Genomic DNA, 25890 nt, shown 5'->3' with positions numbered 1-25890 from the left:
AATCCGCGCCCATGTTCCACGTCGTCCTCCATCAGCCGGAGATTCCTCCGAATACCGGCAACATCATGCGCATGTGCGCCAATTCCGGCGCCCGTCTGCACCTCGTCAAACCGCTTGGCTTTACGCTCGAAGAGAAGCAGCTGATTCGCGCCGGTCTCGATTATCGGGACATGGCGGTGGTGACCGTCCACGAGGATTGGCCGGCCTGCAAGGCCGCACTGGCGGGGCGGCGCTTCTTTGCGCTGACCTCCCATGGTGGCCGCAACTATGCGGACGTGCCCTTCGAGGCGGAGGATGTGTTCGTCTTCGGTTCGGAGTCCCGCGGCTTGCCGCCGGAGCTGCATGCGGAGTTTGCCGATGACCGCCGTCTGCGCATTCCGATGCGTCCCGGTAACCGCAGCCTGAATCTCTCCAATGCGGCGGCCGTGGTGGTCTATGAGGCGTGGCGCCAGACGGGATTTGCCGGCGGCGCCTGAGCGCGCCGGCATTGCCACAGGTTATTCCTGCTTGGGGTCGCGGGCGAGCAACTGCTCCACTGCGTCCCGTGCCGACAGCGTGCCGCGCAGGACCTGATCGACCGCGCTGGTGATCGGCATGTCCACACCCACGCGTTCGGACAGCGCGGCAACTTCGCGGGTCGTGCTGACGCCTTCCGCCACGTGTCCGAGCGCTGCCAGGATGTCCGGCAGGCTCTTGCCCTCCGCCAACAGCAGGCCGACGCGGCGGTTGCGCGACAGGTCGCCGGTACAGGTGAGCACCAAGTCGCCGAGCCCGGCGAGGCCCATGAAGGTATCGCGGCGGCCGCCGAGGGCGATGCCCAGACGGGTGATCTCGGCCAGGCCACGGGTGATCAGGGCCGCCCGTGCGTTGAGACCGAAGCCCATGCCGTCGGCCACACCGGCGGCGATGGCCATCACGTTCTTGACCGCGCCACCCACTTCGGCGCCGACGACATCGTCGTTGGCGTACAGGCGCAGGCGGTTGTCGTGCAGCGCGTGGACCCACTGGCGGGCGAATTCGATGTCGCTGGCCGCGATGGTGACGGCGGCGGGCAGGCCCTGGGCCACTTCAGCGGCGAAGCTTGGGCCGGTGAGTACGCCGCAGGCGGCATTGGCCCCCAGCTCTTCGGCGACGATCTGGTGCGGCAGCTTGGCGGTGCCCGCCTCCAGGCCCTTGCAGGCCCACAGCAGCGGCGTGCCGGGGGCCGCGGTCTGCAGCGCGCGGGCCGTGGAGCGCAGGCCGGCGAGGGGGGTGACCACCAGGTGCAGGTCGGCTTGAGCTGCGCTCTGCAGATCATCGGATACGCGCAGATTGCCTGGCAGCGGAATGCCTGGCAGGTAGCGGCGGTTCTCGCCGTCGCTGCGCATGGCGGCGATCTCGACGGATTCGCGGCTCCACAGGACGACGTCGTGGTTGCGGGAGAAGGCGAGGGCCAGGGCGGTGCCCCAGGCGCCGGCCCCGAAGACGGCAATGCGCATGGCGCTCAGAGTCCCCAGACTTGATTGGCGCGGATGAAACCGACGGTACCGTCCCGGTGCTTGACCTTGACCCAGCCGTCGGCCGGTTTGTCGGCCAGCTCGAGGACCACGTCCTTGACGGCTTCGAAGGCCAGCGGCGCGGCGCCATCAGGCTTCTGCCGGATGTCCGCGCGGGCGGCGGTGACGATGACGGTGCGTTTTTCGGATAGCTGGCGGCGTTCCAGCCACAGCATGCTGCCGGCTGGTTCGCGCACCTTGACCCAGCGATCGATATTGACGACGGCTTCGACCGGGGTGTAGCGCTGGATGACGAACATGGGCTTGCCCTGCTTCGACGGCGCATCGTAGAGGATGGCCGGTTCGGCGAGGGAGCGGAAGTCCGAGGCGCCGGCCTGCGCCGCCGCGAGGGCGAGGGGCAGGCCGAGCAGCGCCGCGGTGATGGGGCGCCGCAGCATCATTACTGGATGGGAACGTCGGTGCCGGATTGCTGGGCGGCTTCGCGGTTCTGCTGGAACAGGGCCTCGAAGTTCACCGGAGCCAGGATCACGGGCTGGAAGCCGGCGCGGGACACGGCGTCGGACACCGCTTCGCGGGCGTACGGGAAGAGGATGTTGGCGCAGCCGATCATCATGATGGGCTCGAGGTCTTCCGCCGGCACGTTGCGGATCTGGAAGATGCCGGCCTGGGCCACTTCAACCAGGAACACGGTCTTGTCGCCGGGCAGCTGGGCGGTGACGGTAACGGTCAGTGCGACTTCGAAGATGCCTTCGTCCACGGCATTGCTTTCGGTGCGCAGCTGGACGTTGATCTGGGGGTTTTCACGCTCGAGGAAGATCTGCGGTGCGTTCGGCACTTCCAGGGACAGATCCTTGACGTAGAGCTTTTCAATGGAGAAGACGGGGTCTTGCGTGGTGTCGGCCATGTTGACTTTTTCCGGTTGTGAAATGGGTTGAACGGATGATGGTTGCGTGGTTCAGCTGGGCTCGCCGCGCAGCAGCGGGTCGAGCTTGCCTTGGTGGTCGAGGGCGAACAGATCGTCACAGCCGCCCACGTGGTAATCGCCGATATAGATCTGCGGCACGGTTCGCTGGCCGGTGCGCTCCATCATCTCGTCGCGGCGGACGGGGTCGAGGTCGATGCGGACCTTCTCGATGTCGGTCACGCCCTTGCGGCGCAGCAGGCCTTCGGCGCGGACGCAGTAGGGGCACACCGCGGTGGCATACATCAGGATTTTCGGTTGCATGGCGTCACTTCTTCTTTTTGCTGATCGGCATGCCGGCTTCGGTCCATGCGGCAATGCCGCCTTCAAGATTATGCACCTGGGTGAAGCCCGCCTTGCGCAGGACATCGCAGGCTGACGAGGAACGGCCGCCGGTCTGGCAGTTGAGGATAACAGGCTTGTCTTTGAATTTTTCGAGCTCGGCCAAGCGATTGGGCAACTCGCCGAGGGGAATGTGGCGCGCATTGAGCAGATGGCCGCCGGCGTATTCGGACGCTTCGCGGACGTCGATCACGATGGCATCTTCGCGGTTGATCAGCTGGGTGGCCTGGGCGGGCGAAATGCCGCCGCGGCCACCGCGCAGGGATGTGGCGAGAAGAAGGCTGCCGCTGACGGCGGCCAGCGCAGCCCAGTACCAGTTGTGCTGGAGGAATTCCACAGAAAGCTCCGGTTGGGATGAATGGGGCAGTTTATTCGGCGTCTTCGCCGCAGAAGACTTCGCGCATCATCGCGATCAGCTGCAAGGTGCGGGGGTCGCCGACCCGGTAGTAAACGCGGTTGGCGTCCTTGCGGGTGAGCAGCACGTCCTTGTCCCTGAGGATGGCGAGATGCTGGGAGATGTTGCTCTGGGAGGTGCCGACGGCTTCGACGATGTCCTGCACACAGACCTCTTCGCCTCCGATCACGCAAAGAATCTTGAGGCGCAAGGGGTGGGAGATCGCCTTGAGGGCACGGGCGGCCGTTTCGATGTGTTCCTGTTTGGCGATGAGGTCGATGGTCCTGGCGTTCACGAAGTCGAAGTTTTTTAAACACCTAATATTATAAAATAGCATTTTTTCGCATCTCAGTGCGGGTGCCTGGGAATCGAGACCCTGCAGGGCGGCGTGCGCTGGCGGGGAACCTTTCCGGTTTATACTCATCTCGATACGCAGAACAACCCGTTCGCGGGAGTGGATGGCGTTTGAACGGGGATAGCCCCGCGCCTGACGGAGACTTTATGCGCAGCAAACTGCAGCAAGCCGGCCTGGTATTCACGGGGCTGTGTGCCGGGATTCTCATCAGCCTCAATTTCTCGGCAAATGCGGACAAGACGGCTCTCGCGCCGCTGCCGGTCGAGGAGTTGCGCAATCTGGCGGATGTCTTCAACGCCATCAAGCAGGGTTACGTTGAGCCGGTCGAGGACAAGAAGCTGATCACCTATGCGATCAGTGGAATGCTATCCAATCTCGATCCCCATTCGGCTTACCTGGACGCAGAAGCCTTCAAGGATCTGCAGGTCGGTACGCAAGGCGAATTCGGCGGTCTCGGCATCGAGGTCGGTTCGGAGGACGGTTTCGTCAAGGTGATCTCGCCGATCGAGGATACGCCGGCATTCCGGGCCGGTATCAAGGCCGGTGACCTGATCATCAAGCTCGACGATACGTCGGTGAAAGGTTTGTCGCTCAACGAAGCGGTCAAGCGCATGCGTGGCAAGCCGAAGACCAATATCGTCCTGACCATCGCCCGCAAGGGTGAGCCGAAGCCCATCGTCGTTACGTTGACGCGGGAAGTCATCAAGGTCCAGAGCGTCAAGTCCAAGCTGGTGGAGCCGGGCTACGGCTATGTGCGTGTTGTCCAGTTCCAGGAACAGACGGCGGCATCCCTGGTCCAGCATCTTGACCGGCTGGTGAAGCAGAGCAGCCTGAAGGGCCTGGTTCTCGATCTGCGCAACGATCCGGGCGGGTTGCTGAACAGCGCCATCGGTGTATCGGCAGCCTTCCTCCCGCCGCAGGCTGTGGTGGTATCCACCGATGGCCGTACCGACGACGCCAAGCGCAAGTATCTGGCGATGCCGGACGATTACCTGCGTGGCTCCCGCGACGACTACATCAAGAACGTGCCGGCCTCCATCAAGACGGTGCCGATGGTGGTGCTGGTCAACGGCGGCTCTGCGTCGGCATCGGAAATCGTGGCCGGTGCGCTGCAGGACCACAAGCGTGCCGTGGTGATGGGTACCCAGAGCTTCGGCAAGGGTTCGGTTCAGACCATCCTGCCGCTCAACAACAATGCGGCCATCAAGCTGACCACGGCGCGCTATTTCACGCCGAGCGGCCGCTCGATCCAGGCCAAGGGGATTTCGCCGGACATCGTCGTGGAAGAAACGCCGAATGGTTCGTCCCGTGATCATCTGCGGGAGGCCGATCTGGAGCGCCATCTTTCCAATGGCAAGGAGCCGGAAGTCGTCAAGATGGATGCACCGGTAGCGCCAAAGAAGGATGTGCCAGCCAAGGGGCGTGACAAGGACAAGTCGAAGGATGACGACGAACTGAAGCCGCCGTTCGAGATCGCCGGCAAGGACGACTATCAGCTGGCTCAGGCAGTGAATTTGCTCAAGGGACTGCAGATCCTCCAGAATAGCGGCAAGTGACCATCGTGCCGGAGGTTCGATCATGCGACGTGAGACTGCCTACAAGTTGGCTGGCCGGAAGCATGGCAGTCCGGCGTATTACGCCGCCACCGGCCTCGCAAAATGCCGGGAGATCCGTTTCAAGGATCTCCCACCTGGTCAGGTAGAACAGGCGCGACGGTCGCTCGAAGTACTAGCGGGAGTGAAGGTCGAAGCGGGGCGTGATGTGCTGTCGCTGGTCGTGCATTACAACGTGCTCGACTACACCCTCGAGCGTCTCGAGAATGCGTTGTCGGATGCCGGCTTCCATCTCGATCGTCCATTACTGGTCCGCCTGCACCGGGCGCTGATCTACTACGTGGAGGAGACCCAGGTGCATAACCTGCGCTCTCCGGAACGGCTGATCAAGCAGTCCCACGAGGTTTACATCCATGCCTACGCGGCCCATCCGCATGGCGACCACGACGACACGCCGCCTGATCTTCGCGATTTCAAATAATTCCGGGCTGCTTGCCCGGACGATCTCTTCTATCCCATTCAGTCATGAACGACGAACAGCTGCTGCGCTATTCGCGCCATATCCTGCTCCCCCAGATCGGCATCGAAGGGCAGGATGCCATCGTTGCCGCCCGCGTGCTGGTTGTCGGAGCTGGCGGGTTAGGCTCGCCGGCCGCCATGTACCTGGCGGCCGCGGGTATTGGAACGCTGGTGCTGGCGGATGGCGATACGGTCGATCTGACCAACCTGCAGCGCCAGATCTTGCACAGCCAGGAAGGGGTCGGGCGTCTCAAGGTGGAGTCGGGCCGAGATACGCTGGCGCGCCTGAATCCGGAGGTCCGCGTCCTGCCCATCGGCCGGAGGCTCGACGGAGCGGAACTGGAAGCCGAGATTGCTGCGGCCGATCTGGTGCTTGATTGCTCCGACAATTTTGCGACCCGCCATGCCATCAACCGGGCCTGTGTGGCTCTCCGCAAGCCGCTGGTGTCTGGTGCGGCGGTGCGCTTCGATGGGCAGGTGTCGGTGTTTGATCTGCGTGCCGACGACAGCCCCTGCTACCACTGCCTCTTTCCGGAAGGGGAGGACGTGGAGGAGGTGCGCTGTGCGGTGATGGGCGTGTTCGCGCCGATCACCGGTATCGTCGGTGCGGTGCAGGCGGCGGAGGCGCTCAAGCTGCTGGTGGGCTGCGGCGAAACCCTGACGGGCCGTCTGCTGCTGCTCGACGCGCTGGCGATGGACTGGCGGACGATCCGGTTGGGCCGCGATCCGGCTTGCGCGGTGTGTGCGTCACGCTGAACGCTGCGTGTCGTTCCGCTTGAAGAGGGCTTTGACGAACTGCTTCAGGCCCAATTTCTGCTGTTGCCAGAAATCGTTGCGGGCCGCGATTTCGGATGGCGTCTTTTCATGGATGCCGGTCGGCGGGATGTCGTCCTGCAGGTAGAGGGTGCCGAACAGCATGTCCCACACCGGCAGCAGGATCGCGAAGTTGCAGCCGTAGCGGAAACGTGGGTCGGCAGGCAGGTCCAGCGCGTGGTGCCAGCGGTGGTAGAGCGGCCCGACGATCAGTCTTTCGCCCACGCGCCCGAAGCGGAGGCGGGTGTTGGTGTGGGACAGATTCTCAACCAGCCGCAAGGCGATCAGCAGGCCGAGGAAGTGGCCCGGCGGAACGCCGATCAGCAGGGACAGGCAGGCGAACCAGACGCCGGCGATCAGGTCATCGAGCAGGTGATTGCGGGAGTCCGTCCAGAAGGACATCTGCCGCTGGGAATGGTGGATGCCGTGCAGAGCCCACCACCAGCGGAAGGTGTGTGACAGGCGGTGGCGCCAGTATTCGGCGAAGTCGAGAATCACCAGGTAGATCAGGAAGCTGGCCAGCGGGTGGTAGTCGAGGGCAGGCAGCCAGTCTTCCAGCTGATGCGGAATGACATTATGGAAGCGCAGCCAGCCTTCCAGTTCGCCGAACCCCGGCGCCAGCAGGATGAACACCGCGAGCGGTACGACGCCCAAGCGGTTGAGGAGGGAGTAGAGCACGTCCACGCGAACGGCACTGCGCTCGGCCCATTTCTCGGCCGGCCACAGGGCTTCCAGCGGACGCAGCAGTACAAAGGCCGCGCTGAGCTCGATGGTGCCGAGAAGGACGAATTCGACGCCATCGAAGCCCATTTCCGTGTAGCTCGCCATGCCGGCGGCGAACAGCAGCGGTTGTACCAAGGTGTCGAAAATCCAACCTTGGGCGCTGACGAAAAGGTCTACCAGCCAGTCCATCACGGCACGCTCACGGTAGCGAAGCAGAAGCCACGGGCCTTGAGTCCGGCGATCAACGGATCCAGCATTGGCGCAAAGGGATCCTTGCGCGACCAGATACCCAGGTGGGCGAGCAGGACATCCCCGTCCCTGATGTTGGCGAGCGCCCGTTTGAGCAGGACCTCGTTGGGGTAAGCGCCGGACGGCAGTTCGTCACCGAGGAAGCCGGCTGCCGACCAGCCCACATGCCGGTAGCCGCATTGCCTGGCCGCTTTCAGCGTGAGAGGCGTCGTGTGGCCGCCGGGGGCGCGCCAGATCGGGTCGAGGTGACGTCCGGTGAGTTCGGCGAAGCGCTTGTCAGGCTGCTTTATTTCCGCGCAGATCTGCGCGGTATCGAGCTTCTCGCGCTGTCCGTCCATCAACTGGTAAACCACCCGGCCGTCGTCGAGATCCTTGCGGAACGCACCGTGGCGCCAGGTGTGGCTGCCGAAGGCGTGCCCTTCCGCCACGCGGGCCCTCCAGTACGGGGCCCAGGACGGGTCAAGGGCCATGTCGCCGCGGTTGGTCTTTTCCTGGGCAACGAAGAAGGTCGCCTTGATGTGGTGCTTCTGCAGGATCTCGGCAATCGGTTCCGCGTAGCGCATGTTGCCGGTGTCGAGCGTGAGGTAGACCGTGCCCTTGCAGGACGCTTCTCCGGCGGCGGCTGTGTGAGCCGCCAAGGGCGCAACGATGAGCGCCAAGGCCAGCAGTCGGCGCCGGATATGCATCACCGCCTCGCCGCGTGCTTGAGGAAGAACACGCCGTGGGGCGAACGCCCGACGGGGATGGAGCGCGACACCGCCTTCTGCTGCAGATCCAGGACCTGTACCTTGCGGGCGAAGCGTGCCGTGGCCCACAGTTCCTTGCCGTCGGCGCGGATCTCCATGTCGTCGGGGCCGCCGGGAACGTCGTATTGTTCGACCTCGCTGAGGGTCTGCGTGTCCACCAGGGAAATGCTGCCCTTCATGCTGCGGTTCGATACGAAGACGTGGCGCCCGTCACCGCGGGCCAGAAAGTTGTGGGCGGCTTTGTCTGTGGTTATCTTCTTGACGGACTTGCGCGCTCGCCAGTCGATCACCTCCACGTAATCGGCGCCCATGATCGCCACCAGCAGGTACTTGTCGTCGGGCGTCATGTAAATGCCAGCGGGGGTCGGGCCGACGCTCATTTTCCAGACCGGCTGCTGCGTCTTGAGGTCGATGGCGAGAATCTCGTCGGATTCCTGCAGCGTGACGAAAACGTACTGGCTGGCCTTGTCGAAGGCCATATGCGAAGGTGTCTTGGCGGCGGGGACACGGGCAACCAGGGAAAAGTCGGCGGCCTTGTAGAGATCGACCCGATCCAGGCGCAGGGAGTTGGCGACGAACCACTTCTTGTCCGGCGAGAAGCCGAGCTGGTAGGGGTCGGAGATGTTCTTGACGCGTTTCTGCTCCTGGCCCGTGCGCGGGTCGAAGAAGACCAGTTCGTTGGAAATCGCACAGGCGACGATCACCGAGCTGTCGTCCGGTGTCGCCATCAGGTGGTGGGGCTCCTTGCAGGCCGGTGCGCGACCGGTTTCCTTGTAGCTGGCCGTGTCGATGAGGCTGATGTTCTCGTCCCCCGAGTTCAGGACGAGGGCCGTCTCAGCCCGGGAGGACGCCGCGAGGCAGGCGAGAATGACTGAGCCGATCAGGCGTGCAGGCTTCATGGAGCGGTCGTGTTGCGGATATAGGGAGTTAACGGCCCGAATGCTCGCACGTTGACTGCGCCGACGAGTGTCGGTGTGATGAATTTTGCGTCGGCGTGGCGTCCGTTCAGACGGGACGGGCGACGATCCGCAAATCGCGGCCGACCTGACGGACGTCGAGGAAGGCGAGTTCCCGCTTGTCGGCAAGACTGCTCAGCGTTGGCAGGTTGAACAGGCCGCGGGCATCGTCGCCGGCAAGGGAGGGTGCGAGATAGAGGATCAGCTCGTCCACACAGCCTTCCCTCAGCAGGGAGCCGTTGAGCTTGAAGCCGCTTTCGGCCAGCACTTCGTTGATGCCGCGCCGACCGAGTTCGGTCATCAGGGCCGGCAGATCCACCTTGCCGCCGTTGTTCGGCAGGATCAGTACGTCAGCGCCGCGGTGTTGCAGCGCGGCGATGCGCTCGGTGTCCTCGACGGCGCCGGCCACCAGCACCCGGCCGCCGTCGAGGATCTTGGCATCGAGCGGCGTTTCCAGGCGCGCGTCCACGACGATGCGCAGCGGCTGGCGCTCGGTGGGGACCGCGCGGACGTTGAGTTGCGGATCGTCGTCGCGGACGGTGCCGATGCCGGTGAGCACCGCGCAGGAGCGGGCGCGCCAGCGATGCGCATCGCGGCGGGCGTCGTCGCCGGTGATCCATTGGGAGACGCCATTGTTCAGGGCGGTCTTGCCGTCCAGCGTGGCAGCCGCCTTCAGACGCAGCCACGGGCGGCCGCGGGTCATGCGCGAGATGAAGCCGATGTTGAGTTCGCGGGCTTCGTTCTCCTGCACGCCAGCGATGGTGGCGATGCCGGCGTCGCGCAGGCGGGCCAGGCCGCGCCCGGCGACCAGAGGATTTGGATCTTCCATTGCCGCGACGACCCGGGCCACTCCGACCTTGATCAGCGCATCGGCGCAGGGCGGCGTGCGGCCATGGTGGGAGCAGGGTTCCAGCGTTACGTAGGCGGTAGCGCCGCGAGCCTGTTCGCCGGCCATCGCGAGGGCGTGTACTTCCGCATGGGGCTCGCCGGCGCGCACGTGCCAGCCTTCGCCGACGATGGCGCCGTCACGCACGATGACGCAGCCGACGCGGGGATTCGGGGTGGTCGTGAACAGTCCGCGCTCAGCCAGTTCGAGAGCGCGGGCCATCCACCGGTAGTCGTCGGCGGTGGCGCTCATGGCGGTGAAACCTTCAGGAAACCTTGGGGGGGCGGCCGCGGGGCCGGGAGGTGACTTCGCGGATGACTTCCGAGAATTCGTCCACGTCGGCAAAGGCGCGATAGACCGATGCGAAGCGGATGTAGGCGACCTTGTCGAGCTTCTTGAGCTCGCGCATCACCAGCTCGCCGATGCGTTCGGAGGCAATCTCGCGCTCGCCGGATGAGAGGAGCTTGGCCTCGATACGGTCGACGGCGGCTTCGACGTTTTCGGCGGTGACGGGGCGCTTGCGCAGCGCCAGCTTCAGGCTGCCGAGGAGCTTGTCGCGATTGAAGTCGGCACGACTGCCGTTCTTCTTGACCACCTGCGGCATCTTGAGGTCGATGCGCTCGTAGGTGGTGAAGCGTTTGTCGCAGGACAGGCAGCGACGGCGGCGCCGTACGGTGTCACCGTCCTCGTTTTCACGGGTGTCGGTGACCTGCGTATTGTCGGCGCCGCAGAAGGGGCAATGCATGGGCTAATGCGCGTCCCTGTCGCTGGTGCAGCTTAGGCGCCGTATACCGGGAACTTGCGGCACAGTTCGGAAACCTTGGCGCGCACGTTCTCGATGGTGGCTTCGTCCTTCGGATTGTCGAGCACGTCGGCAATCAGGTGGGCGATGCGCTCGGCTTCGATCTCGGTGAAGCCGCGGGTGGTCATGGCCGGCGAGCCGATACGGATGCCGGAGGTGACGAAGGGCTTCTGCGGATCGTTGGGGATCGAGTTCTTGTTGACAGTGATGTGGGCGCTGCCGAGGACGGCTTCGGCTTCCTTGCCGGTGATGTTCTTCGACTGAAGATCCACCAGGAAAACGTGGCTTTCGGTACGACCGGAGATGATGCGCAGGCCGCGCTCTTCACCGAGGACGCGGGCCATCACGCGGGCGTTGGCGATGACCTGTTCCTGGTACTGCTTGAACTCGGGGCTGGCGGCTTCCTTGAAGGCAACAGCCTTGGCGGCGATGACGTGCATCAGCGGACCACCCTGCAGGCCCGGGAAGATGGCGGAATTGATCGCCTTCTCGTGCTCGGCCTTCATCAGGATGATGCCGCCGCGGGGGCCGCGGAGGGTCTTGTGGGTGGTGGAGGTGACCACGTCGGCGTGGGGGACCGGGTTCGGGTAGTAGCCGGCGGCGATCAGGCCGGCGTAGTGGGCCATGTCCACCCAGAAGATGGCACCGATTTCCTTGGCAATCTTGGCGAAGCGCTCGAAGTCGATGCGCAGCGCGTAGGCGGAGGCGCCGGCGATGATGATGCGTGGCTTATGCTCGCGAGCCAGCGCTTCCATCTTGTCGTAGTCGATCTCTTCCTTCTCGTTGAGACCGTAGGCCACGACGTTGAACCACTTGCCGGACATGTTCAGCGGCATGCCGTGGGTCAGGTGGCCGCCTTCGGCGAGGCTCATGCCCATGATGGTGTCGCCGGGCTTGGCGAAGGCCATCAGGACGGCTTGGTTGGCCTGGGAGCCGGAGTTTGGCTGGACGTTGGCGGCTTCGGCGCCGAACAGGGCCTTCAGACGGTCGATGGCCAGCTGCTCGGCCACGTCCACGTGCTCACAGCCACCGTAGTAACGCTTGCCCGGATAACCTTCCGCGTACTTGTTGGTGAGCTGGGAGCCCTGGGCTTCCATGACAGCTGCACTGACGTAGTTCTCGGAAGCGATCAGTTCGATGTGATCTTCCTGACGGCGGTTTTCGGCCTCAATGGCCTGCCAGAGTTCGGGGTCGACCTTGGCGAGGGTATTTTGCTTGGAAAACATGGCGATCCAGGTGGACTTGAGTCAAAAACGGAGTTTAACACGGCACCTCGGGCTTGCCGAAAGCTGCCGTGCTCGTAAAAGCGATGAAAGGCCTCAGACGCGGAAGTGGCCGACCTTGGTTTCGAGGTCGGCGACCAGCTGTTCGAGGGTCGTCGTCTGTTCGTGGGTGCGGCGGGTGATCTGGTTGTTCTGCGCCGCCATCTGCGCGATGCGTTCGACACCTTGGGCCACGTCCTGGCTGGATGTGCTCTGGGCGCGCGTGGTGTCGGCGATGTCGTTGACTGCGGCGGTAGTGCGCACGCTCTCGCTGCGGATGGTTTCGAGCATGTCGCCCGATTCGGTGGCGAGGCCGACGCCGTCGCGCACGCCGGCTGTGACGCCCTGGATCATCGTGACGACGCGCTGCGCTTCGTTCTGCACCTCGGTCACCGTCACCGAGATCTCGCGGGTCGAGTTGGCGGTGCGCTCGGCCAGCTTGCGCACCTCGTCGGCCACCACCGCGAAGCCGCGGCCGCTCTCGCCGGCGCGTGCGGCTTCGATGGCGGCGTTGAGGGCGAGCAGGTTGGTCTGCTCGGCGATCTCGTTGATCAGCTTGCCGATGTTGGAGATCTGCGCCGAGCGCTCGGAAAGTTGTCGGACCGCCACGGCCGCCTCGTCGATTTCGCCGGCGATCCGCCCCATGCCGTCGATGACGCTGCGCACCCGGCTGCTTCCTTCATCTGCGTGGACCTGGGCCTGCTGGGTCATGTCGCGGGCGACGGCGGCGCTGTCGGAAACGTGGGTGACGCTGACGGCGAGCTCCTCGATGGCCGTGGCGAGGCCTGCTGCGGCTTCGCTCTGGGCTGCAGTGCTGTTCACTACCTCATCCGAGCCCTGGCGCACGGCGCGGGCTGCGTCGCGGACGGCATTGCCGGTGCGCATCACGTCGCCGATCAGTGTGCCGATCTGGCGCGTGGTGGTGTCCAGGGAGTGGGCGATCAGGTCCAGTTCGTTGCGGCTGTCGGCGGGGGCGTGGGGCAAGCGTACGGTCAGGTCGCCGTGGCCGATGCGTCGGGTCGCTTCGAGCACCTGGTGGATGGGGGCGAGGCGGTTGCGGGTGATGAAATACAGCACCACCGCCAGCAGCAGGGCGCCGCCGATGCACAGTGCGATCAGGGTGTTGCGCAGGCGGCGGGCTTCGATGGTGAATTCGTCGATGAAGCTGCCGGTAGCCACGATCCAGCCCCAGGACGGCGCCGTTTCGAAGACCACCATCTTGGGATCGGTCTCGGGACCGCCCGGCGTGCGCGACCACTTGTAGGTCATCGCGCCCTGCTTGCGGCGGATCTGCTCGTCGACGATGCGGGTCAGGGCCGGGTTGTTGATCTCGCCGATCTGCCGGCCGCCGAAGCTGGGGTGATAGACCAGCTCGCTCTTGGTCGTGTCCTCGGCGGGGGCCAGCACGTAAGCGTAGCCGCTGCTGCCGGACTTGACCTCGGCGAGGGCCTTGAAGAGGCGTTGCATGTCACCGCTGATGTCCACGCGGGTGGACAGGGCGCCAACGACCCTGCCGGCGCCGTCGGTCAGCGGCTCTATGGCCGAGATGTAGTACTTGCCGCTGCGCTTGACGACACCAGCATAGCCTTTGCCCGCCAGCAGGGCTGCGCTCTCCTTGCTGTTGCGGGGCAGGGTGCTGCCCTCGGCACTGCTGCCATCCTTGTTCTTGAGAAGCGTGGCTGCGCGCACGAAGTCGTCGCCGGAGCGCAGCATCAGCGCGGGATCGGCATCGATCTGCTGGCGCAAGGATTCCAGCAGCGCGGTGTTGCCGTTGAGTGTGCGCTCGCCGGCGTGGACAACGGGCACGTCGTAGCTGCCGGCCTTTACCGTCTCCGGGCCGATGCGCAGCGTACCAAGGGCTGCCTTGAGGCGACTGGCGCCCCGGCCGGCATGGGCGATCGCGTTGTCATGGCTCAGTTCGAGCATGCGGACGATACCCGTCACCTGGTGGGTGAGTTCATCCTCGGTCTTGGCCAGCGCGGCGTTCTCGGCGAAATAGGTCGTGAACCCGATCAGTGCGCCGAATATGACCAGGCCGACCAGTGCCGCGGAGAGGGACAACTGATGGACGAGGGACTGGCGGTTGAATTTAAGCATGAAGGGACTCCTGCCGGTTCGCGCCCCGGACGGGCTGCGTGCTCGTCCGGGGCATCGGCGAAGTCCGGGGAAACTTTAGGGTTTCCCGATGATGAAGTGCTAATCAGGCGTTGTTGAGCTCGTCCAGCGCGCTGTCCAGGTGGCGTTGTTCGCCCCAGGAGATCAGCGACCAGCTGTTGCCGTCGTGGCCGATCCAGTTGAGGGCGGCATTGGGGATGGTGAAGTCCCGAGGGGTTTCCAGCGGCTTGCCGGCGGCCAGGCGGTGGGCGATGTCGAGCACGCCGCCGTGGGTGACGACCAGCACCGTGCCGCCGCGGTGGGCGTCGGCGATGGCGTTCAGCCTGTCGTGGATACGCCGCGCGAACTCGCGCAAGCTCTCGCCGCCCTCGGGGAAGGCGAAGTCCGGATCGCGGGTCTCGAAGCGGTGGTATTCGGCCGGAAATTGTGCGCGGGCTTCGTCGTAGGTCAGGGCCTGGAAGACGCCGTAGTGGCGCTCGCGCAGTCCGGCATCGAGGGTCAGGTCGAGGCCGTTGCGGGTGGTGACGGCCTCGGCGGTCTGGCGGGCGCGGGTCAGGTCGGAGCTGTAGGCGGCGTCGAAGCGCTCGCCGGCCAGACTGGCGGCGGTAGCTTTGGCCTGGACCAGGCCGTGATCGTTGAGGGGGATGTCGATGTGGCCTTGAAGACGACGCTCGGTGTTCCAGGGCGTCTCGCCGTGGCGAACCAGGCAGATACGTGTAGACATTGCTGCGGTGCAGGAGAGGGTGAACGGAAACCCGAGTATCTCACGTAGCGGAGGGGTGCTGCGCCGCACACTCGCCGGTCGGGATAGGGGCAGCGTGTTGCCGGCGCGTGAGCGCAGGGCCAATCTCGCCGATAATCCGGAGCCAAAGAACATGGGCTGCGCCCTGCGGGGCGTGCCTTCCATACGTTAAAGGAGACGCGGGACGTGCACGCCCTGCTCAAGATTTCACGCCTCATCGATGCACTCACGGAGCGTGTCGGCAAGGCGGCGACCTGGCTGGTGCTGGTCGTCACCCTCATCAGCGCCGGCAACGCCTTCGTGCGCTACCTGTTCAATTTCAGTTCCAACGGGCTGCTGGAGATCCAGTGGTATCTGTTCTCGGCGGTCTTCCTGCTGTGCGGGGGCTACACGCTGCTGAAGAACGAGCATGTGCGCATCGATGTGGTGGCAGGGCGGTTTTCGCCGCGGGCGCAGGCATGGATCGACATCGTCGGCACGCTGTTCTTCATGGCGCCGATGGCCGTGGCGGTGCTCTACCTGTCGTGGCCGATCTTCGTCGAGTCCTATCGGGTCGGCGAGCAGTCGTCGAACGCCGGCGGGCTGCCGGTGTGGCCGGTACGGGCGCTGGTGCCGGCGGGCTTTGCGCTGCTGGTGCTGCAGGGTGTCTCCGAGCTCATCAAGCGGGTGGCCTTTCTGCAAGGGCTGATAGGTGATCCGAACGCCAAGTCACCAGCGGCCACGCCCGAAAGCGAACTGGCGCAGGCCATCGAGGCTGAGCGCGGGGGGCGGACCTGATGGCATTCATCGCTGCCAACATGGCGCCCTTGATGTTCGGGGCATTGATCCTGTTCCTGCTGTTCGGTTACCCGGTGGCCTTCGCGCTGGCGGCCAACGGCATCGTTTTCGGCCTGCTCGGGATCGAGCTGGGACTGCTCACGCCGTCCCTGTTCCAGGCGTTGCCGGACCGGATCTTCGGGGTGATGTCCAACGATACCCTGCTGGCGATCCCGTTCTTCACCTTCATGGGGCTGATCCTCGAGCGTTCGGGCATGGCCGAGGACCTGCTCGACACCATCGGCCAGCTGTTCGGGCCGGTACGCGGAGGCCTGGCCTTTGCGGTGATCTTCGTCGGTGCGATCCTCGCCGCGACGACCGGCGTGGTGGCGGCCTCGGTGATCTCGATGGGGCTGATCTCCCTGCCGATCATGATGCGCTACGGCTACGATGAGCGCCTTGCGTCCGGGGTGATCGCGGCCTCAGGTACGCTGGCGCAGATCATCCCGCCGTCCCTGGTGCTGATTGTGATGGCCGACCAGCTTGGTCGCCCGGTCGGCGACATGTACCAGGGCGCCCTGATTCCGGGCCTGCTGCTGACTGCCTTCTATGCGGCCTACGTGGCGCTGGTGGCAATTGTCCGACCCGGCCACGCGCCGGCTCTGCCGGCGGCGGCACGCACCCTGCACGGCAGGCGCTTGCTGCTGCGGGTGTTGACCACGCTGGTGCCGCCCCTGCTGCTGATCTTCCTGGTGCTCGGCACGATCTTCCTCGGCATTGCAACGCCGACGGAGGGCGGCGCGATGGGGGCCTTCGGGGCGCTGGTGCTGGCCGTGCTGCGGCGCCGTCTCGCATTGCCGTTGTTGCGCCAGGCCATGGAGAGCACGGCCAAGCTGACCACCTTCGTGGTCTTCATCCTGGTGGGCGCACGGGTGTTCTCGCTGACCTTCTACGGCGTGGAGGGCCACCTGTGGGTCGAGCACCTGCTCACTGCGCTGCCGGGCGGGCAGGTCGGCTTCCTGATCGCGGTGAACCTGCTGATCTTCTTCCTGGCCTTCTTCCTGGATTTCTTCGAGCTGTCCTTCATCGTCGTGCCGCTGCTGGCGCCGGTGGCGGAGAAGCTTGGCATCGACCTGATCTGGTTTGGCGTACTTCTGGGCGTGAACATGCAGACTTCATTCATGCACCCACCTTTCGGCTTTGCGCTGTTCTTCCTGCGTTCCGTCGCGCCACCGTCGATCAAGACTGCGCACATCTACTGGGGGGCGGTGCCCTTCGTGCTGATCCAGATCCTTATGGTGGCGCTGGTCATCCTGTTTCCGCAGTTGGTGACGATGGGTCTGGAGAAACACGACAAGGTCGATATCGACCGGATCGAGATCATCGTGCCGACCGACGGCATGCCAGGCGACGAACCGGTGCAGTTCGACGAGGCGCCAGTCGAGGCGGCGGGCGGGATTCCGGTGCCGGCGGATGATCAGGACGCCGTGCGGGCGGTTGAGAAGGCTTTGCGCGGCGAACTGAAGTAGGGGATGGGCGGCCGCCGGAAGCGACAGCGGCGCCCGCAGGCGCCGCTGTTTCCGTGGCTGTGTCGTTTCCGACCCGCCTCAGTTCTTGCCGTATTGACTGGCGTCGTACATCAGCGTGCCTTCGACGAAGGTATAGCGCACCTTGCCAGGCAGCTCTAGGCCGAGGAAGGGGGTGTTCTTGCCCTGGCTCTTGAGCATGCTGCGGGTGATCAGCTGGTGGGCGTCGGCGTCGAAGATGCACACGTCGGCACGGGCGCCGACCGACAGGTGGCCGCCCTTGGCGATGCCCGCGATCTTGGCGGCTTCCGAGGTGATGCGGGCAACGGCGTCGATCAGCGGCAATTGATGCTCCTGAGCCCACTTGAGGGTCAGCGGCAGCAGCAGTTCGAGGCCGGTGGTGCCGGGCTCGGATTCGCTGAATGGCGCCTGCTTGGCGTCGTCGTCCACCGGGGTGTGGTCCGAGCAGATCGCGTTGATGCGACCGTCGGCCAGCGCCTTGGACAGTGCGAGGCGGTCGCGCTGGCCGCGGAACGGCGGCACCACGTGGCAGTGCGGGTTGAAGTAGCCGATGTCCAGGTCGCTCAGGTGCAGGTGGTGGGCGGCCACGTCGCAGGTGACGTCCACGCCGTCGGTGCGGGCCTTCTCGATCAGGTCGAGGCTCTTGGCACAGGACACGCGGGTGATGTGCAGGCGGGCGCCGGTCTGGCGGGCCAGGCGCAGGTAGGTGTACAGCGCGACGATCTCGGCGCTGGCCGGGATGCCGGGCAGGCCCAGGCGGGACGCGACCTCGCCGTCGTGGGCGACGCCGCCCTTCGACAGGTAGGGGTCCATCGGCTGCAGCCACACGCGGAAGCCGAAGGTGGCGGCGTACTGCATGGCACGGCCCAGCACGCGGGTGTCGAGGATGGGCACGTTGGCCTGGCTGAAGGCCACGCAGCCGGCTTCCACCAGCTCGGCCATCTCGGACAGCTGTTCGCCCTTGAGGCCGATGGTCAGCGCGCCGACCGGGTACACGTGGGCGCGGTTGAGCTTCTTGGCGCGGTAGCACAGCATCTCGACGAGGCCGGGTTCGTCCAGCACCGGGTCGGTGTCGGGCGGGATGGCCAGACTGGTGATCCCGCCGGCCATCGCGGCGTCCATTTCGGATTCCAGCGTGGCCTTGTATTCGAAGCCGGGCTCACGCAGCCGGGCAGCCAGGTCGATGAGGCCGGGAGCAACCACGTAGCCGGTGGCGTCGATGGTGCGGGCGGCGGTGAAACCTTCAGGCGCGGTGCCGACGCCGACGATCTTGCCGTCGGCGATGAAGAGGTCCTGGAGGGCGTCGATCTTGTTGGCCGGATCGATCAGGCGGCCATTCTTGATGTGGATGGTCATCGTGCGAATCCGATTCAGTGGCTGCCGAGCATGCTCATCACGGCCATGCGGACCGCGATGCCGAAGGTGACCTGAGGCAGGATCACGGCCTGTCCGCCGTCGGCAACGGCGGAGTCGATCTCGACGCCACGGTTCATCGGGCCCGGGTGCATCACGATGGCGTCGGGCTTGGCCAGCGCCAGCTTCTCGGCGGTGAGGCCCCAGACCTTGAAGAATTCCTGCGGGCTGGGCAGCAGCGCGCCGTTCATGCGTTCGTTCTGCAGGCGCAGCATCATCACCACGTCCACGCCCTTGAGGCCTTCTTCCATGCTGTGGCAGACGCGCACGCCCATCTTCTCGACATCGGTCGGGAGCAGGGTCTTGGGGCCGATGACGCGCACTTCGGGCACGCCGAGGGTGGTCAGCGCGGCGATCTGGGAGCGGGCGACGCGGGAGTGCAACACGTCGCCGACGATGGCGACGGTGAGGTTGTGGAATTCCTTCTTGTAGTGCCGGATCGTGTACATGTCCAGCAGGCCCTGGGTCGGGTGCGCGTGGCGGCCGTCGCCGGCATTGACCACGTGGATGTGGTCGCGGCCGGTGTTCTCCAGGTGCTGGGCGATCAGGTAGGGCGCGCCGCTGGATTCGTGGCGCACCACGAACATGTCGGCCTGCATCGCACAGAGATTGTCCACGGTGTCGAGCAGGGTCTCGCCCTTTTTCGTGGACGAGGTGGACACGTTGAGGTTGATGACGTCGGCGGACAGGCGCTTGGCGGCGATCTCGAAGGTGGTGCGGGTGCGCGTGCTGTTCTCGAAGAACAGGTTGAAGACGCTCTTGCCGCGCAGCAGCGGGAGTTTCTTGACCTCGCGCTCGGCCACCTCGGTGAACGGGGCTGCGGTATCCAGGATCTGGGTGATGATGCCGCGGGGCAGGCCGTCGAGGGTCAGCAGGTGCTGCAGCTCGCCGTGCTTGTTTAGTTGGGGATTACGCATGGATCAGCCTCAGGGTGAGGGCGCCGGAGTCGTCGCGCTCAAGTTGGAGGTTTTGCCCGGCCGGCAGGGGTTCCGGCAGGGTCAGGGCACAAAAGCTCGCGGCGATGGGCAGCTCGCGTCCGCCGCGATCGACGAGCACGGCCAGGTCCACGTGGGACGGGCGGCCGTAGTCGAAGAGTTCGTTGAGGGCCGCGCGGGTGGTGCGGCCGGTGTACAGCACGTCATCGACGATGACGATGTGGGTGCCTTCCACGTCAAAGGGGATCTTGGAGCCCTGGGGCTGAGGGTGCAGTCCCTTGGCGGAGTAGTCGTCCCGGTAGAAGCTCACGTCGATGCTGCCCAGCGGTTGCGACAGGCCCAGCAGTGCGTGCAGGCGCTCGGCCAGCCACACGCCACCGGTGTGGATGCCGACCAGGCAGGTGTCGGGGGAAACATGGGGGCGCATCAATTCGGCCAGCGCGCCGATGAGCTGTTCGGCTTCAGGAAGCTGCATGTTTGGCACTTTCGAAGTACTGGAGCAGGATGATCTGGGCGGCTGCGGAATCCAGTCGCGGCTTTTGCTTGCGCCAGCCATGGTGACCGGCTTCGGAAAGGAGCTCTTCCGCTTCGGCGGAGGACAGGCGTTCGTCCACCAAGGCCACGGGCAGGCCGTAACGGCCGTGGAGCTGGTTGGCGAAACGGCGGCAGCGGGCCGTCATGGCGTGCTCGGAGCCGTCCAGATGGGTCGGCAGGCCGACCACCAGGGACGCGGGTTTCCACTCGGCCAGCAGTTTTTCGATGGCGGCAAAGCGGGCTGCGTTGGCTTCCTCGGCAATCGCGGTGAGCGGGTGGGCGTGGCTGGTTTCCGTCTCTCCCACTGCCACCCCGATGCGCGCGAGGCCGAAATCAAAGCAGAGGACAGTACTCACGCGTGACCGGCGGTGTCGGACAGTTGGGCGAAATCGATGCCGAGCAGCTGCATGGCGGCGGCCAGGCGTTCCTCGGGGGGCAGGTCGAAGACGATGCTCAGGTCGGCCGGCACGGTGAGCCAGGCGTTTTGCGTCAGTTCGTGCTCAAGCTGGCCGGCGGACCAGCCGGCGTAGCCGAGGGCGACCAGCACTTCGGCGGGCTCGCCATCGGCAGCCAGGGACTGCAGCACGTCGCGGGAGCTGGTAAGGCCGATGTCGTCACTGACCTTGAGCGTCGAGTGCCATTTGCCGGCCGGACGGTGCAGCACGAAGCCGCGGTCGGACTGCACGGGGCCGCCGAAATAGACCGGCAGATCGGCAAAGTCCGGCTGCTCGAACGGGATGTCGATGCGTTCGAACAGCGTGGACAGGCGCATGTCGGTTGGCCGGTTGACGATGACGCCCATCGCGCCGTTCTCGTTATGCTCGGCGATGTAGGTGAGCGTGCGCGTGAAGTTCGGATCGGCCATGGCAGGCATGGCGATCAGGAAATGATCGGTGAGGTTGATGGTCGTCGTAGTCACGGGCGTATTTTAAGCCGAGGTCGGGAATGTAGGGGGATTATGGCGGCAAATTTGAGGCATGCTTCGCCCTCTGTGCGTTCCCCGGTTCAAGTTTCGTCCATGTCCTCTGCTCTCGTCTGGTTCCGCCGCGATCTGCGCGACTTCGACCATGCGGCGCTCTACCACGCGCTGAAGCATCACGATCAGGTCTTCTGCGCCTTTGTCTTCGACACCGAAATTCTCGACCGTCTGCCGGGGCGATGCGATCGGCGAGTGGAGTTCATCCATGCGAGTGTCGTCGAACTGGATGGCGTGCTGCGCGCCCGTGGTAGTGGCTTGATTGTTCGGAGTGGACCGGCCCGCGAGGTGATTCCGGCACTGGCGGCCTCCCTTGGCGTGAACGCGGTGTACGTGAATCGGGATTACGAGCCGGCGGTAATCGAGCGCGACACGGAGGTTGCGGAGCGTCTGCGTGTGCTGGATATCGGCTTTGCCGACTTCAAGGACCAGGTGATCTTCGAAAAGAGCGAGGTCCTGACTCAGGGTAATTCGCCGTTCTCTGTGTTTACCCCTTATAAACGAGCTTGGTTGAAGGCGCTGACGCCCTTTCACCTCAAGTCGTATCCAGTCGAGAAATACATGGCGCGACTTGCGCCGTGGCCGGCCGGCGAGGTGATGCCCGGCCTCGCTGAACTGGGCTTCGAGGGAACCAATCTGCGCGAGCTTGGCATTGCGCCCGGCATGGGCGGTGGGCACCGCCTGTTCGACGATTTCCTGAAGCGTATCGCCCGCTACAAGGCGAAGCGCGACTTTCCGGCGCAGAAGGGCGTGTCCTACCTGTCGGTGCATCTGCGCTTCGGCACGGTGTCTATCCGTGAGTTGGCGCGGTCGGCCTTCGAGCTGGGCGGCGAGGGGGCGGAAACCTGGCTGTCGGAGCTGATCTGGCGGGACTTCTACTTCCAGATCCTGTGGCATCACCCCCATGTGGTGAACGCCAGCTTCCGGCCGGAGTATGACCAGGTGCGCTGGGACGACAGGCCGGAGTGGTTCGCGGCCTGGCGTGAAGGGCGCACCGGTTATCCGATTGTCGATGCGGCGATGCGCCAGATCCTGCATAGTGGTTTCATGCACAACCGCCTGCGGATGATCGTTGCGTCCTTCCTGACCAAGGATCTGGGCATCGACTGGCGGCGTGGCGAGGCCTTCTTCGCCGAGCATCTCAACGACTTCGACCTCGCTGCCAACAACGGCGGCTGGCAGTGGGCGGCGTCCACCGGTTGCGATGCACAGCCCTGGTTCCGCATCTTCAATCCGGTCACTCAATCGGAAAAGTTCGATCCCGACGGGGCCTTCATCCGCCGCTACCTGCCGGAGCTGGCCAAGGTGCCGGCCAAGTTCATCCATGCGCCGTGGACCATGCCGCCGATCGACCAGCAACTGGCCGGCTGCGTGATCGGCAAGGACTATCCGGCCCCCATCGTGGATCACGCCCAGGCCCGGGAGCGCACGCTGGCGCGCTTTGGCGTGCTGAAGGGAAACCCGGACGAGGCCTAGCGGTGGGCGCTGGCGACGAGGACGGTGCTCTCCAGCGTGTAGCCGTCGGCGTCGCGGTGGGGGGCGAGTTCGTCGGCGACGGCGTCCTGCAGGCGCTGTCGTGTTTCGTCGGGTAGCCGTGACAGGGCTTCCGCGGCGCCGCCGGCCAGGTCGAGGAAGGCCTGCCAATAGGCGATCGACGTGTCGAAATGGCAGGTGACGGGACAGGCTTCGATACGGATGCCGGAGAAGCCAGCGTACGCCAGCAGGGCGTTCAGCGCCTCAGGGTCACCGAAACGGAACACCGAGGGTCGTTCGACCTTCGGGGCGGGCAGAAGGCGTGCGATGCAGTCCTGGGCGCAGTGGATCAGGGGCACGTCCTGCCGTAGCCCCCACACGGACAGGGCCAGGCGTCCGCCGGGTTTCAGGACCCGCCGGATCTCCGCCAGGGCCAGCGCCGGGTCCGGGAAGATGAAAAGGCCGAGGCCCAGCAGCGTCACGTCGAAGCTGTGGTCGGCAAAGCTCAGGTGTTCGGCGTCGCAGGCTGCAGCGATCAGATCGGAAAGGCCTTCATCGGTTGCGCGGCGCAGGCCTTCGGCCAGCATGCCTTCGGCGATGTCGCTGGCCAGCACCCAGCCGTTGGGTGCGACGTGGCGCGCGGCGTCGCGGGCCAGCAGGCCGGGGCCGGCGGCCAGGTCGAGGACATGCTTGCCAGGGTGCAGTGCTGCCAGATCAAGCAGCGCCTGCTGCAGTCCGGCCCTTAGTGGCGCGCCATCGGCGTAGCGCCCAGCGATGCGGTTGAAGCCGCTGCGTTCGAGGGCTTTGAAACGGCGGGCGTCAAAACCTCCGCTCATGGCAGCAGCCCGGCGAATTGCAGGATCGGGTCCAGGTAGTCGTCCCAGCGCGTGAAGCAGTGGTCGCCGCCCTCCAGCACCGTCTGCCGGCTGCCAGCGTAGCGGGCCACCGCGTGGCGGTAGTCGAGGACTTCGTCACCGGTTTCCACCATCAGCCAGTAGCGCTCCGGGCGCGTGATCACCGGGACTTCGATGGTCCGCAGTTCGTCGATGTGGGCCTGGGTGAAATCGAAGGTCTCTCCGGTGTACATGTGCGTCTGCGGCCCCAGGTAGGCGGACAGGGACAGGGGCGCGATGACGGCTGGGTTGACCAGCACCGCCTGCAGGCCGTGCTTCTCCGCGAGGTGGGTGGCGTAGTAGCCGCCGAGGGAGCTGCCGACCAGCGTTGGAGTACTGGTGCAGCGGGCGATCTGGGCGTCGATCAGTGCGATGGCGTCATGGGCCGAAACCGGTAGCTGTTCGCACCAGAAGGCGTCGGTCAAGCCATGTTCTGCTACGCGGGCGCGCAGGCTGCGGGCCTTCCAGGATTCGGGGCCGGAACGGAAGCCGTGGAGGTAGATGATCATTTGTATTCGAAACGGTCGTCGCTGCGCAGTTGCTGCGGCAGCGCTGTGGTGAGCCAGCAGCGGGCCTCGTCGTCCCCGGCCAGGTAAGCCTGCCAGAACGCGGTAGATGCGGCGAGCAGTGCATGCTGGAACGGGGCCGGCTCGCGGCGGAGACGGAATACGGCGCCCTCTGCTGGGCTGGCTTGTCCGGCGAAATCCAGGTGGTTGCCACCGGCGAAGACGAGCAGGTATTTCTCGCCGGCCGGCATATGGCGGTAGGGTAGTTCGCGGTTCGCAGCGGTGATGTCGGACAAGCCCATGCCGTCGTCGCGGCTGCCGGTGATGCTGAAGAAGGGCAGGTGGATGCCGCCGAAACGGTGGTCGAGGCTGGGGCCCTGGTCCGAAAAGCGGGCGGACGGGCTGAAGGCGAGGACCGCCTGTACGCGTGGATCGAGGGTGAAGGACGGCTGCTGCGGGCGGCGCTCGCCGGCCAGCAACTGGACCGTGACAGCGCCGAAGGAGTGACCCGACAGGCCGATGCTCCGAACGTCCGCAATGGCGGCTAGCGCAGGATCACGACCGATGCGAGAGAGGACGAAACGGATGTCCTCGGCGCGGCGGGCGAGTTCTTCGGGGTTCATCGCAGCCTTGAGGGCATGGCGCAGGCCGAGGGGCGAATTGTTGCGCAGCAGGCTCGCGTCGCTGCCTGGGTGTTGCACGGCGAGAGCCGCAAAGCCCTGACTGCTCCAGTGGGCCAGCCAGCCGGCCCCGCCGTCGCGGGAGCCGCCGAGCCCGTGGGAGAACAGGATCAAACCCAGTGGCGCCCGACCTTCGGGCAGGTACAGCTTGAGCGGCAGCGTACGGGAACGACGGGTGTCGTGGAGGTCCAGCAACTGCCGGCTCGTTTGTACGGGTGCGGCAGCTTCGGGAACTGAAGCTGCCGTGGGCGCAGGCGTCAGTGGGCTGTCCATTCCACGAGGCCGAAATGCCAGGTCGCCAGCACGATGATGCCGAAGGCGATGCGGTACCACGCAAACGGCACGAAGTCATGGCTGGAGATGTAGCGCAACAGCCAGCGTACGCAGAAAAAGGCCGAGACGAAGGCTGCGATGAAACCGACGATCCACATGCCGATGTCGTCGGCATTGAGCAGGGCGCGTTCCTTGTAGAGTTCGTAGATAGTCGCGACGCCAAGGGTCGGGATGGCGAGAAAGAAGGAGAACTCGGTCGCCGCCTTGCGGGACAGGCCGAAGAGCATGCCGCCGATGATCGTCGAGCCGGAGCGGGAGGTGCCGGGGATCAGCGCGAAAGCCTGGGCGATACCCATTTTGAGGGCATCCAGGGGGCGCATGTCATCGACAGTTTCGATGCGGATGCGGTGGTCGCGCCGCTCGGCCCACAGAATCACGAAGGCTCCGACGATGAAGGCCGTGGCCACAGGCAGCGGGGCGAACAGCACAGCCTTGATCTTCTTGCCGAAAGCCAGCCCGAGGATGGCCAGCGGTAGGAAGGCGATGAACAGGTTGAGGACCAACCGGTTGGCCTCGCGCTGGCGGCCCAGGCCGGAAAAGGTGCTGATGATGCGCTCACGGAACTCCCATACGACGGCCAGGATGGCGCCGGACTGGATGACGATTTCAAACAGCTTGCCCCGGTCGTCATTGAAGTCGAGCAGATCACCGGCCAGAATCAGGTGGCCGGTGCTGGAGATCGGCAGAAACTCGGTGAGGCCTTCGACCACACCGAGGATCAGGGCCTTGAGAAGCAGGATGATGTCCATGAACGATTGACTGTAAGCGGCTTAGGGAGTTGGGATTATAGCGTTTGTATATCTTGTGCTTTGCAGCACGGGAGCATGGAATTCATCACGATCGGTTTCGAGATGCCTGAGTTGGGAAGTGACGATTTCAGCCTTTTGTGAGAACCTGAGTCTTAAATAATAAAAATGTTAAATTTGTTTA

General features: G+C 65.0%; 30 protein-coding genes and 1 pseudogene. 7 read left to right on the top strand and 24 right to left on the bottom strand.

Going from position 1 to position 25890, the window contains the following annotated elements; genetic code table 11:
• Positions 1-11: 11 nt before the first annotated feature.
• Positions 12-476: a tRNA (cytidine(34)-2'-O)-methyltransferase gene (locus AC1PQG_RS14970; protein WP_481118622.1), complete on the top strand. Its 465-nt coding sequence runs from the start codon at positions 12-14 to the stop codon at positions 474-476.
• A 21-nt stretch (positions 477-497) separates the two neighbouring features.
• Here AC1PQG_RS14970 and AC1PQG_RS14965 read toward each other — a convergent pair whose 3' ends face one another.
• Genes AC1PQG_RS14965 through AC1PQG_RS14940 form a run of 6 tightly spaced genes read right to left on the bottom strand, consistent with a single transcriptional unit; the run spans position 498 to position 3488 of the window.
• Positions 498-1487 carry an NAD(P)H-dependent glycerol-3-phosphate dehydrogenase gene (locus tag AC1PQG_RS14965; protein WP_481123017.1) on the bottom strand — a complete coding sequence of 330 codons (990 nt, stop codon included), beginning with the start codon at positions 1485-1487 and terminating at the stop codon, positions 498-500.
• A complete protein-coding gene (locus tag AC1PQG_RS14960; protein ID WP_481118621.1) occupies positions 1484-1936 on the bottom strand; it encodes an SH3 domain-containing protein in 453 nt (150 codons plus the stop codon). The genes AC1PQG_RS14965 and AC1PQG_RS14960 overlap by 4 nt, the downstream gene beginning before the upstream one ends.
• Positions 1936-2400 (bottom strand): protein-export chaperone SecB, encoded by a 465-nt coding sequence (gene secB / locus AC1PQG_RS14955; protein WP_481113628.1) that lies wholly within the window; start codon positions 2398-2400, stop codon positions 1936-1938. The genes AC1PQG_RS14960 and secB overlap by 1 nt, the downstream gene beginning before the upstream one ends.
• A gap of 51 nt (positions 2401-2451) precedes the next feature.
• Complete coding sequence (grxC, locus tag AC1PQG_RS14950; RefSeq protein WP_481118620.1) at positions 2452-2721, bottom strand: glutaredoxin 3; 270 nt, start codon at positions 2719-2721, stop codon at positions 2452-2454.
• 4 nt (positions 2722-2725) lie between these two features.
• Entirely contained in the window at positions 2726-3136 is a 411-nt protein-coding gene (locus AC1PQG_RS14945) for a rhodanese-like domain-containing protein (protein WP_481118619.1), read from the bottom strand.
• A 31-nt stretch (positions 3137-3167) separates the two neighbouring features.
• Positions 3168-3488: an ArsR/SmtB family transcription factor gene (locus AC1PQG_RS14940; RefSeq protein WP_481113631.1), complete on the bottom strand. Its 321-nt coding sequence runs from the start codon at positions 3486-3488 to the stop codon at positions 3168-3170.
• A 206-nt stretch (positions 3489-3694) separates the two neighbouring features.
• On the opposite strand from AC1PQG_RS14940, the gene AC1PQG_RS14935 reads away from it, so the two are divergent.
• Genes AC1PQG_RS14935 through AC1PQG_RS14925 form a run of 3 tightly spaced genes read left to right on the top strand, consistent with a single transcriptional unit; the run spans position 3695 to position 6376 of the window.
• The gene (locus AC1PQG_RS14935; RefSeq protein ID WP_481118618.1) at positions 3695-5104 is read left to right on the top strand and encodes a S41 family peptidase; all 1410 of its coding nucleotides are present in this window, start codon (positions 3695-3697) and stop codon (positions 5102-5104) included.
• Positions 5105-5126: 22 nt separating this feature from the next.
• Positions 5127-5582: a hypothetical protein gene (locus tag AC1PQG_RS14930; RefSeq protein ID WP_481118617.1), complete on the top strand. Its 456-nt coding sequence runs from the start codon at positions 5127-5129 to the stop codon at positions 5580-5582.
• A 44-nt stretch (positions 5583-5626) separates the two neighbouring features.
• The gene (locus AC1PQG_RS14925; RefSeq protein ID WP_481118616.1) at positions 5627-6376 is read left to right on the top strand and encodes a HesA/MoeB/ThiF family protein; all 750 of its coding nucleotides are present in this window, start codon (positions 5627-5629) and stop codon (positions 6374-6376) included.
• Here AC1PQG_RS14925 and AC1PQG_RS14920 read toward each other — a convergent pair.
• The 9 genes and pseudogenes from AC1PQG_RS14920 to AC1PQG_RS14880 all read right to left on the bottom strand — a co-directional run bounded on the left by AC1PQG_RS14920 (position 6368) and on the right by AC1PQG_RS14880 (position 14896).
• Positions 6368-7345, bottom strand: a complete 978-nt coding sequence (locus AC1PQG_RS14920) for a sterol desaturase family protein (RefSeq protein WP_481118615.1) — start codon at positions 7343-7345, stop codon at positions 6368-6370. The genes AC1PQG_RS14925 and AC1PQG_RS14920 overlap by 9 nt on opposite strands.
• Positions 7345-8091, bottom strand: a complete 747-nt coding sequence (locus AC1PQG_RS14915; protein ID WP_481118614.1) for a polysaccharide deacetylase family protein — start codon at positions 8089-8091, stop codon at positions 7345-7347. The genes AC1PQG_RS14920 and AC1PQG_RS14915 overlap by 1 nt, the downstream gene beginning before the upstream one ends.
• Positions 8091-9050, bottom strand: coding sequence for a YVTN family beta-propeller repeat protein (locus tag AC1PQG_RS14910; RefSeq protein WP_481118613.1), 960 nt, complete (start codon positions 9048-9050; stop codon positions 8091-8093). The genes AC1PQG_RS14915 and AC1PQG_RS14910 overlap by 1 nt, the downstream gene beginning before the upstream one ends.
• A gap of 106 nt (positions 9051-9156) precedes the next feature.
• Positions 9157-10245 carry a bifunctional diaminohydroxyphosphoribosylaminopyrimidine deaminase/5-amino-6-(5-phosphoribosylamino)uracil reductase RibD gene (gene ribD, locus AC1PQG_RS14905; protein ID WP_481118612.1) on the bottom strand — a complete coding sequence of 363 codons (1089 nt, stop codon included), beginning with the start codon at positions 10243-10245 and terminating at the stop codon, positions 9157-9159.
• 13 nt (positions 10246-10258) lie between these two features.
• Positions 10259-10738, bottom strand: a complete 480-nt coding sequence (nrdR, locus tag AC1PQG_RS14900) for a transcriptional regulator NrdR (protein ID WP_079435855.1) — start codon at positions 10736-10738, stop codon at positions 10259-10261.
• A 32-nt stretch (positions 10739-10770) separates the two neighbouring features.
• Positions 10771-12021: a serine hydroxymethyltransferase gene (gene glyA, locus AC1PQG_RS14895; protein WP_481118611.1), complete on the bottom strand. Its 1251-nt coding sequence runs from the start codon at positions 12019-12021 to the stop codon at positions 10771-10773.
• Between the two features lie 93 nt (positions 12022-12114).
• A complete protein-coding gene (locus AC1PQG_RS14890) occupies positions 12115-12879 on the bottom strand; it encodes a methyl-accepting chemotaxis protein (protein WP_481123016.1) in 765 nt (254 codons plus the stop codon).
• 105 nt (positions 12880-12984) lie between these two features.
• Positions 12985-14154: pseudogene (locus tag AC1PQG_RS14885) on the bottom strand (Cache 3/Cache 2 fusion domain-containing protein); the annotation flags it as partial.
• Positions 14155-14257: 103 nt separating this feature from the next.
• Positions 14258-14896, bottom strand: coding sequence for a histidine phosphatase family protein (locus AC1PQG_RS14880; protein ID WP_481118610.1), 639 nt, complete (start codon positions 14894-14896; stop codon positions 14258-14260).
• 204 nt (positions 14897-15100) lie between these two features.
• Here AC1PQG_RS14880 and AC1PQG_RS14875 point away from each other — a divergent pair, with 204 nt between their 5' ends.
• Positions 15101-15691 carry a TRAP transporter small permease subunit gene (locus AC1PQG_RS14875; RefSeq protein WP_481118609.1) on the top strand — a complete coding sequence of 197 codons (591 nt, stop codon included), beginning with the start codon at positions 15101-15103 and terminating at the stop codon, positions 15689-15691.
• Positions 15688-17199, top strand: coding sequence for a TRAP transporter large permease (locus AC1PQG_RS14870; RefSeq protein WP_481123015.1), 1512 nt, complete (start codon positions 15688-15690; stop codon positions 17197-17199). Before AC1PQG_RS14875 ends, AC1PQG_RS14870 begins: the two co-directional genes overlap by 4 nt.
• A gap of 78 nt (positions 17200-17277) precedes the next feature.
• Here the strand turns inward: AC1PQG_RS14870 and AC1PQG_RS14865 are convergent, their stop codons facing one another.
• Genes AC1PQG_RS14865 through AC1PQG_RS14845 form a run of 5 tightly spaced genes read right to left on the bottom strand, consistent with a single transcriptional unit; the run spans position 17278 to position 20973 of the window.
• Positions 17278-18573: a dihydroorotase gene (locus AC1PQG_RS14865; RefSeq protein WP_481118608.1), complete on the bottom strand. Its 1296-nt coding sequence runs from the start codon at positions 18571-18573 to the stop codon at positions 17278-17280.
• Between the two features lie 14 nt (positions 18574-18587).
• On the bottom strand, positions 18588-19547 hold the full coding sequence (locus tag AC1PQG_RS14860; protein ID WP_481113644.1) for an aspartate carbamoyltransferase catalytic subunit: 960 nt from the start codon (positions 19545-19547) through the stop codon (positions 18588-18590).
• The gene (pyrR, locus tag AC1PQG_RS14855; protein WP_481118607.1) at positions 19540-20040 is read right to left on the bottom strand and encodes a bifunctional pyr operon transcriptional regulator/uracil phosphoribosyltransferase PyrR; all 501 of its coding nucleotides are present in this window, start codon (positions 20038-20040) and stop codon (positions 19540-19542) included. The genes AC1PQG_RS14860 and pyrR overlap by 8 nt, the downstream gene beginning before the upstream one ends.
• Entirely contained in the window at positions 20027-20455 is a 429-nt protein-coding gene (gene ruvX / locus AC1PQG_RS14850) for a Holliday junction resolvase RuvX (RefSeq protein WP_481118606.1), read from the bottom strand. Before ruvX ends, pyrR begins: the two co-directional genes overlap by 14 nt.
• Positions 20452-20973 carry a YqgE/AlgH family protein gene (locus AC1PQG_RS14845; protein WP_481123014.1) on the bottom strand — a complete coding sequence of 174 codons (522 nt, stop codon included), beginning with the start codon at positions 20971-20973 and terminating at the stop codon, positions 20452-20454. The genes ruvX and AC1PQG_RS14845 overlap by 4 nt, the downstream gene beginning before the upstream one ends.
• A gap of 144 nt (positions 20974-21117) precedes the next feature.
• Between AC1PQG_RS14845 and AC1PQG_RS14840 the strand changes: the two genes are divergently transcribed.
• Positions 21118-22551: a cryptochrome/photolyase family protein gene (locus AC1PQG_RS14840; protein ID WP_481118605.1), complete on the top strand. Its 1434-nt coding sequence runs from the start codon at positions 21118-21120 to the stop codon at positions 22549-22551.
• On the opposite strand, the gene AC1PQG_RS14835 is transcribed toward AC1PQG_RS14840, so the two are convergent.
• The 4 genes from AC1PQG_RS14835 to AC1PQG_RS14820 form a co-directional block, all read right to left on the bottom strand.
• Positions 22548-23384: a class I SAM-dependent methyltransferase gene (locus tag AC1PQG_RS14835; protein WP_481118604.1), complete on the bottom strand. Its 837-nt coding sequence runs from the start codon at positions 23382-23384 to the stop codon at positions 22548-22550. The two genes, AC1PQG_RS14840 and AC1PQG_RS14835, sit on opposite strands and share 4 nt — an antisense overlap.
• Positions 23381-23950 carry a YqiA/YcfP family alpha/beta fold hydrolase gene (locus tag AC1PQG_RS14830; protein ID WP_481118603.1) on the bottom strand — a complete coding sequence of 190 codons (570 nt, stop codon included), beginning with the start codon at positions 23948-23950 and terminating at the stop codon, positions 23381-23383. The genes AC1PQG_RS14835 and AC1PQG_RS14830 overlap by 4 nt, the downstream gene beginning before the upstream one ends.
• Complete coding sequence (locus AC1PQG_RS14825; protein ID WP_481118602.1) at positions 23947-24822, bottom strand: alpha/beta hydrolase family protein; 876 nt, start codon at positions 24820-24822, stop codon at positions 23947-23949. Before AC1PQG_RS14825 ends, AC1PQG_RS14830 begins: the two co-directional genes overlap by 4 nt.
• A gap of 62 nt (positions 24823-24884) precedes the next feature.
• On the bottom strand, positions 24885-25709 hold the full coding sequence (locus AC1PQG_RS14820; protein WP_481118601.1) for an undecaprenyl-diphosphate phosphatase: 825 nt from the start codon (positions 25707-25709) through the stop codon (positions 24885-24887).
• Between the last annotated feature and the right edge of the window lie 181 nt (positions 25710-25890).

Source organism: Zoogloea sp. GDB6 (assembly GCF_056724105.1).
Note: the sequence above shows the minus strand (reverse complement) of the source record. Positions and strands in the feature narration are given on the sequence as shown.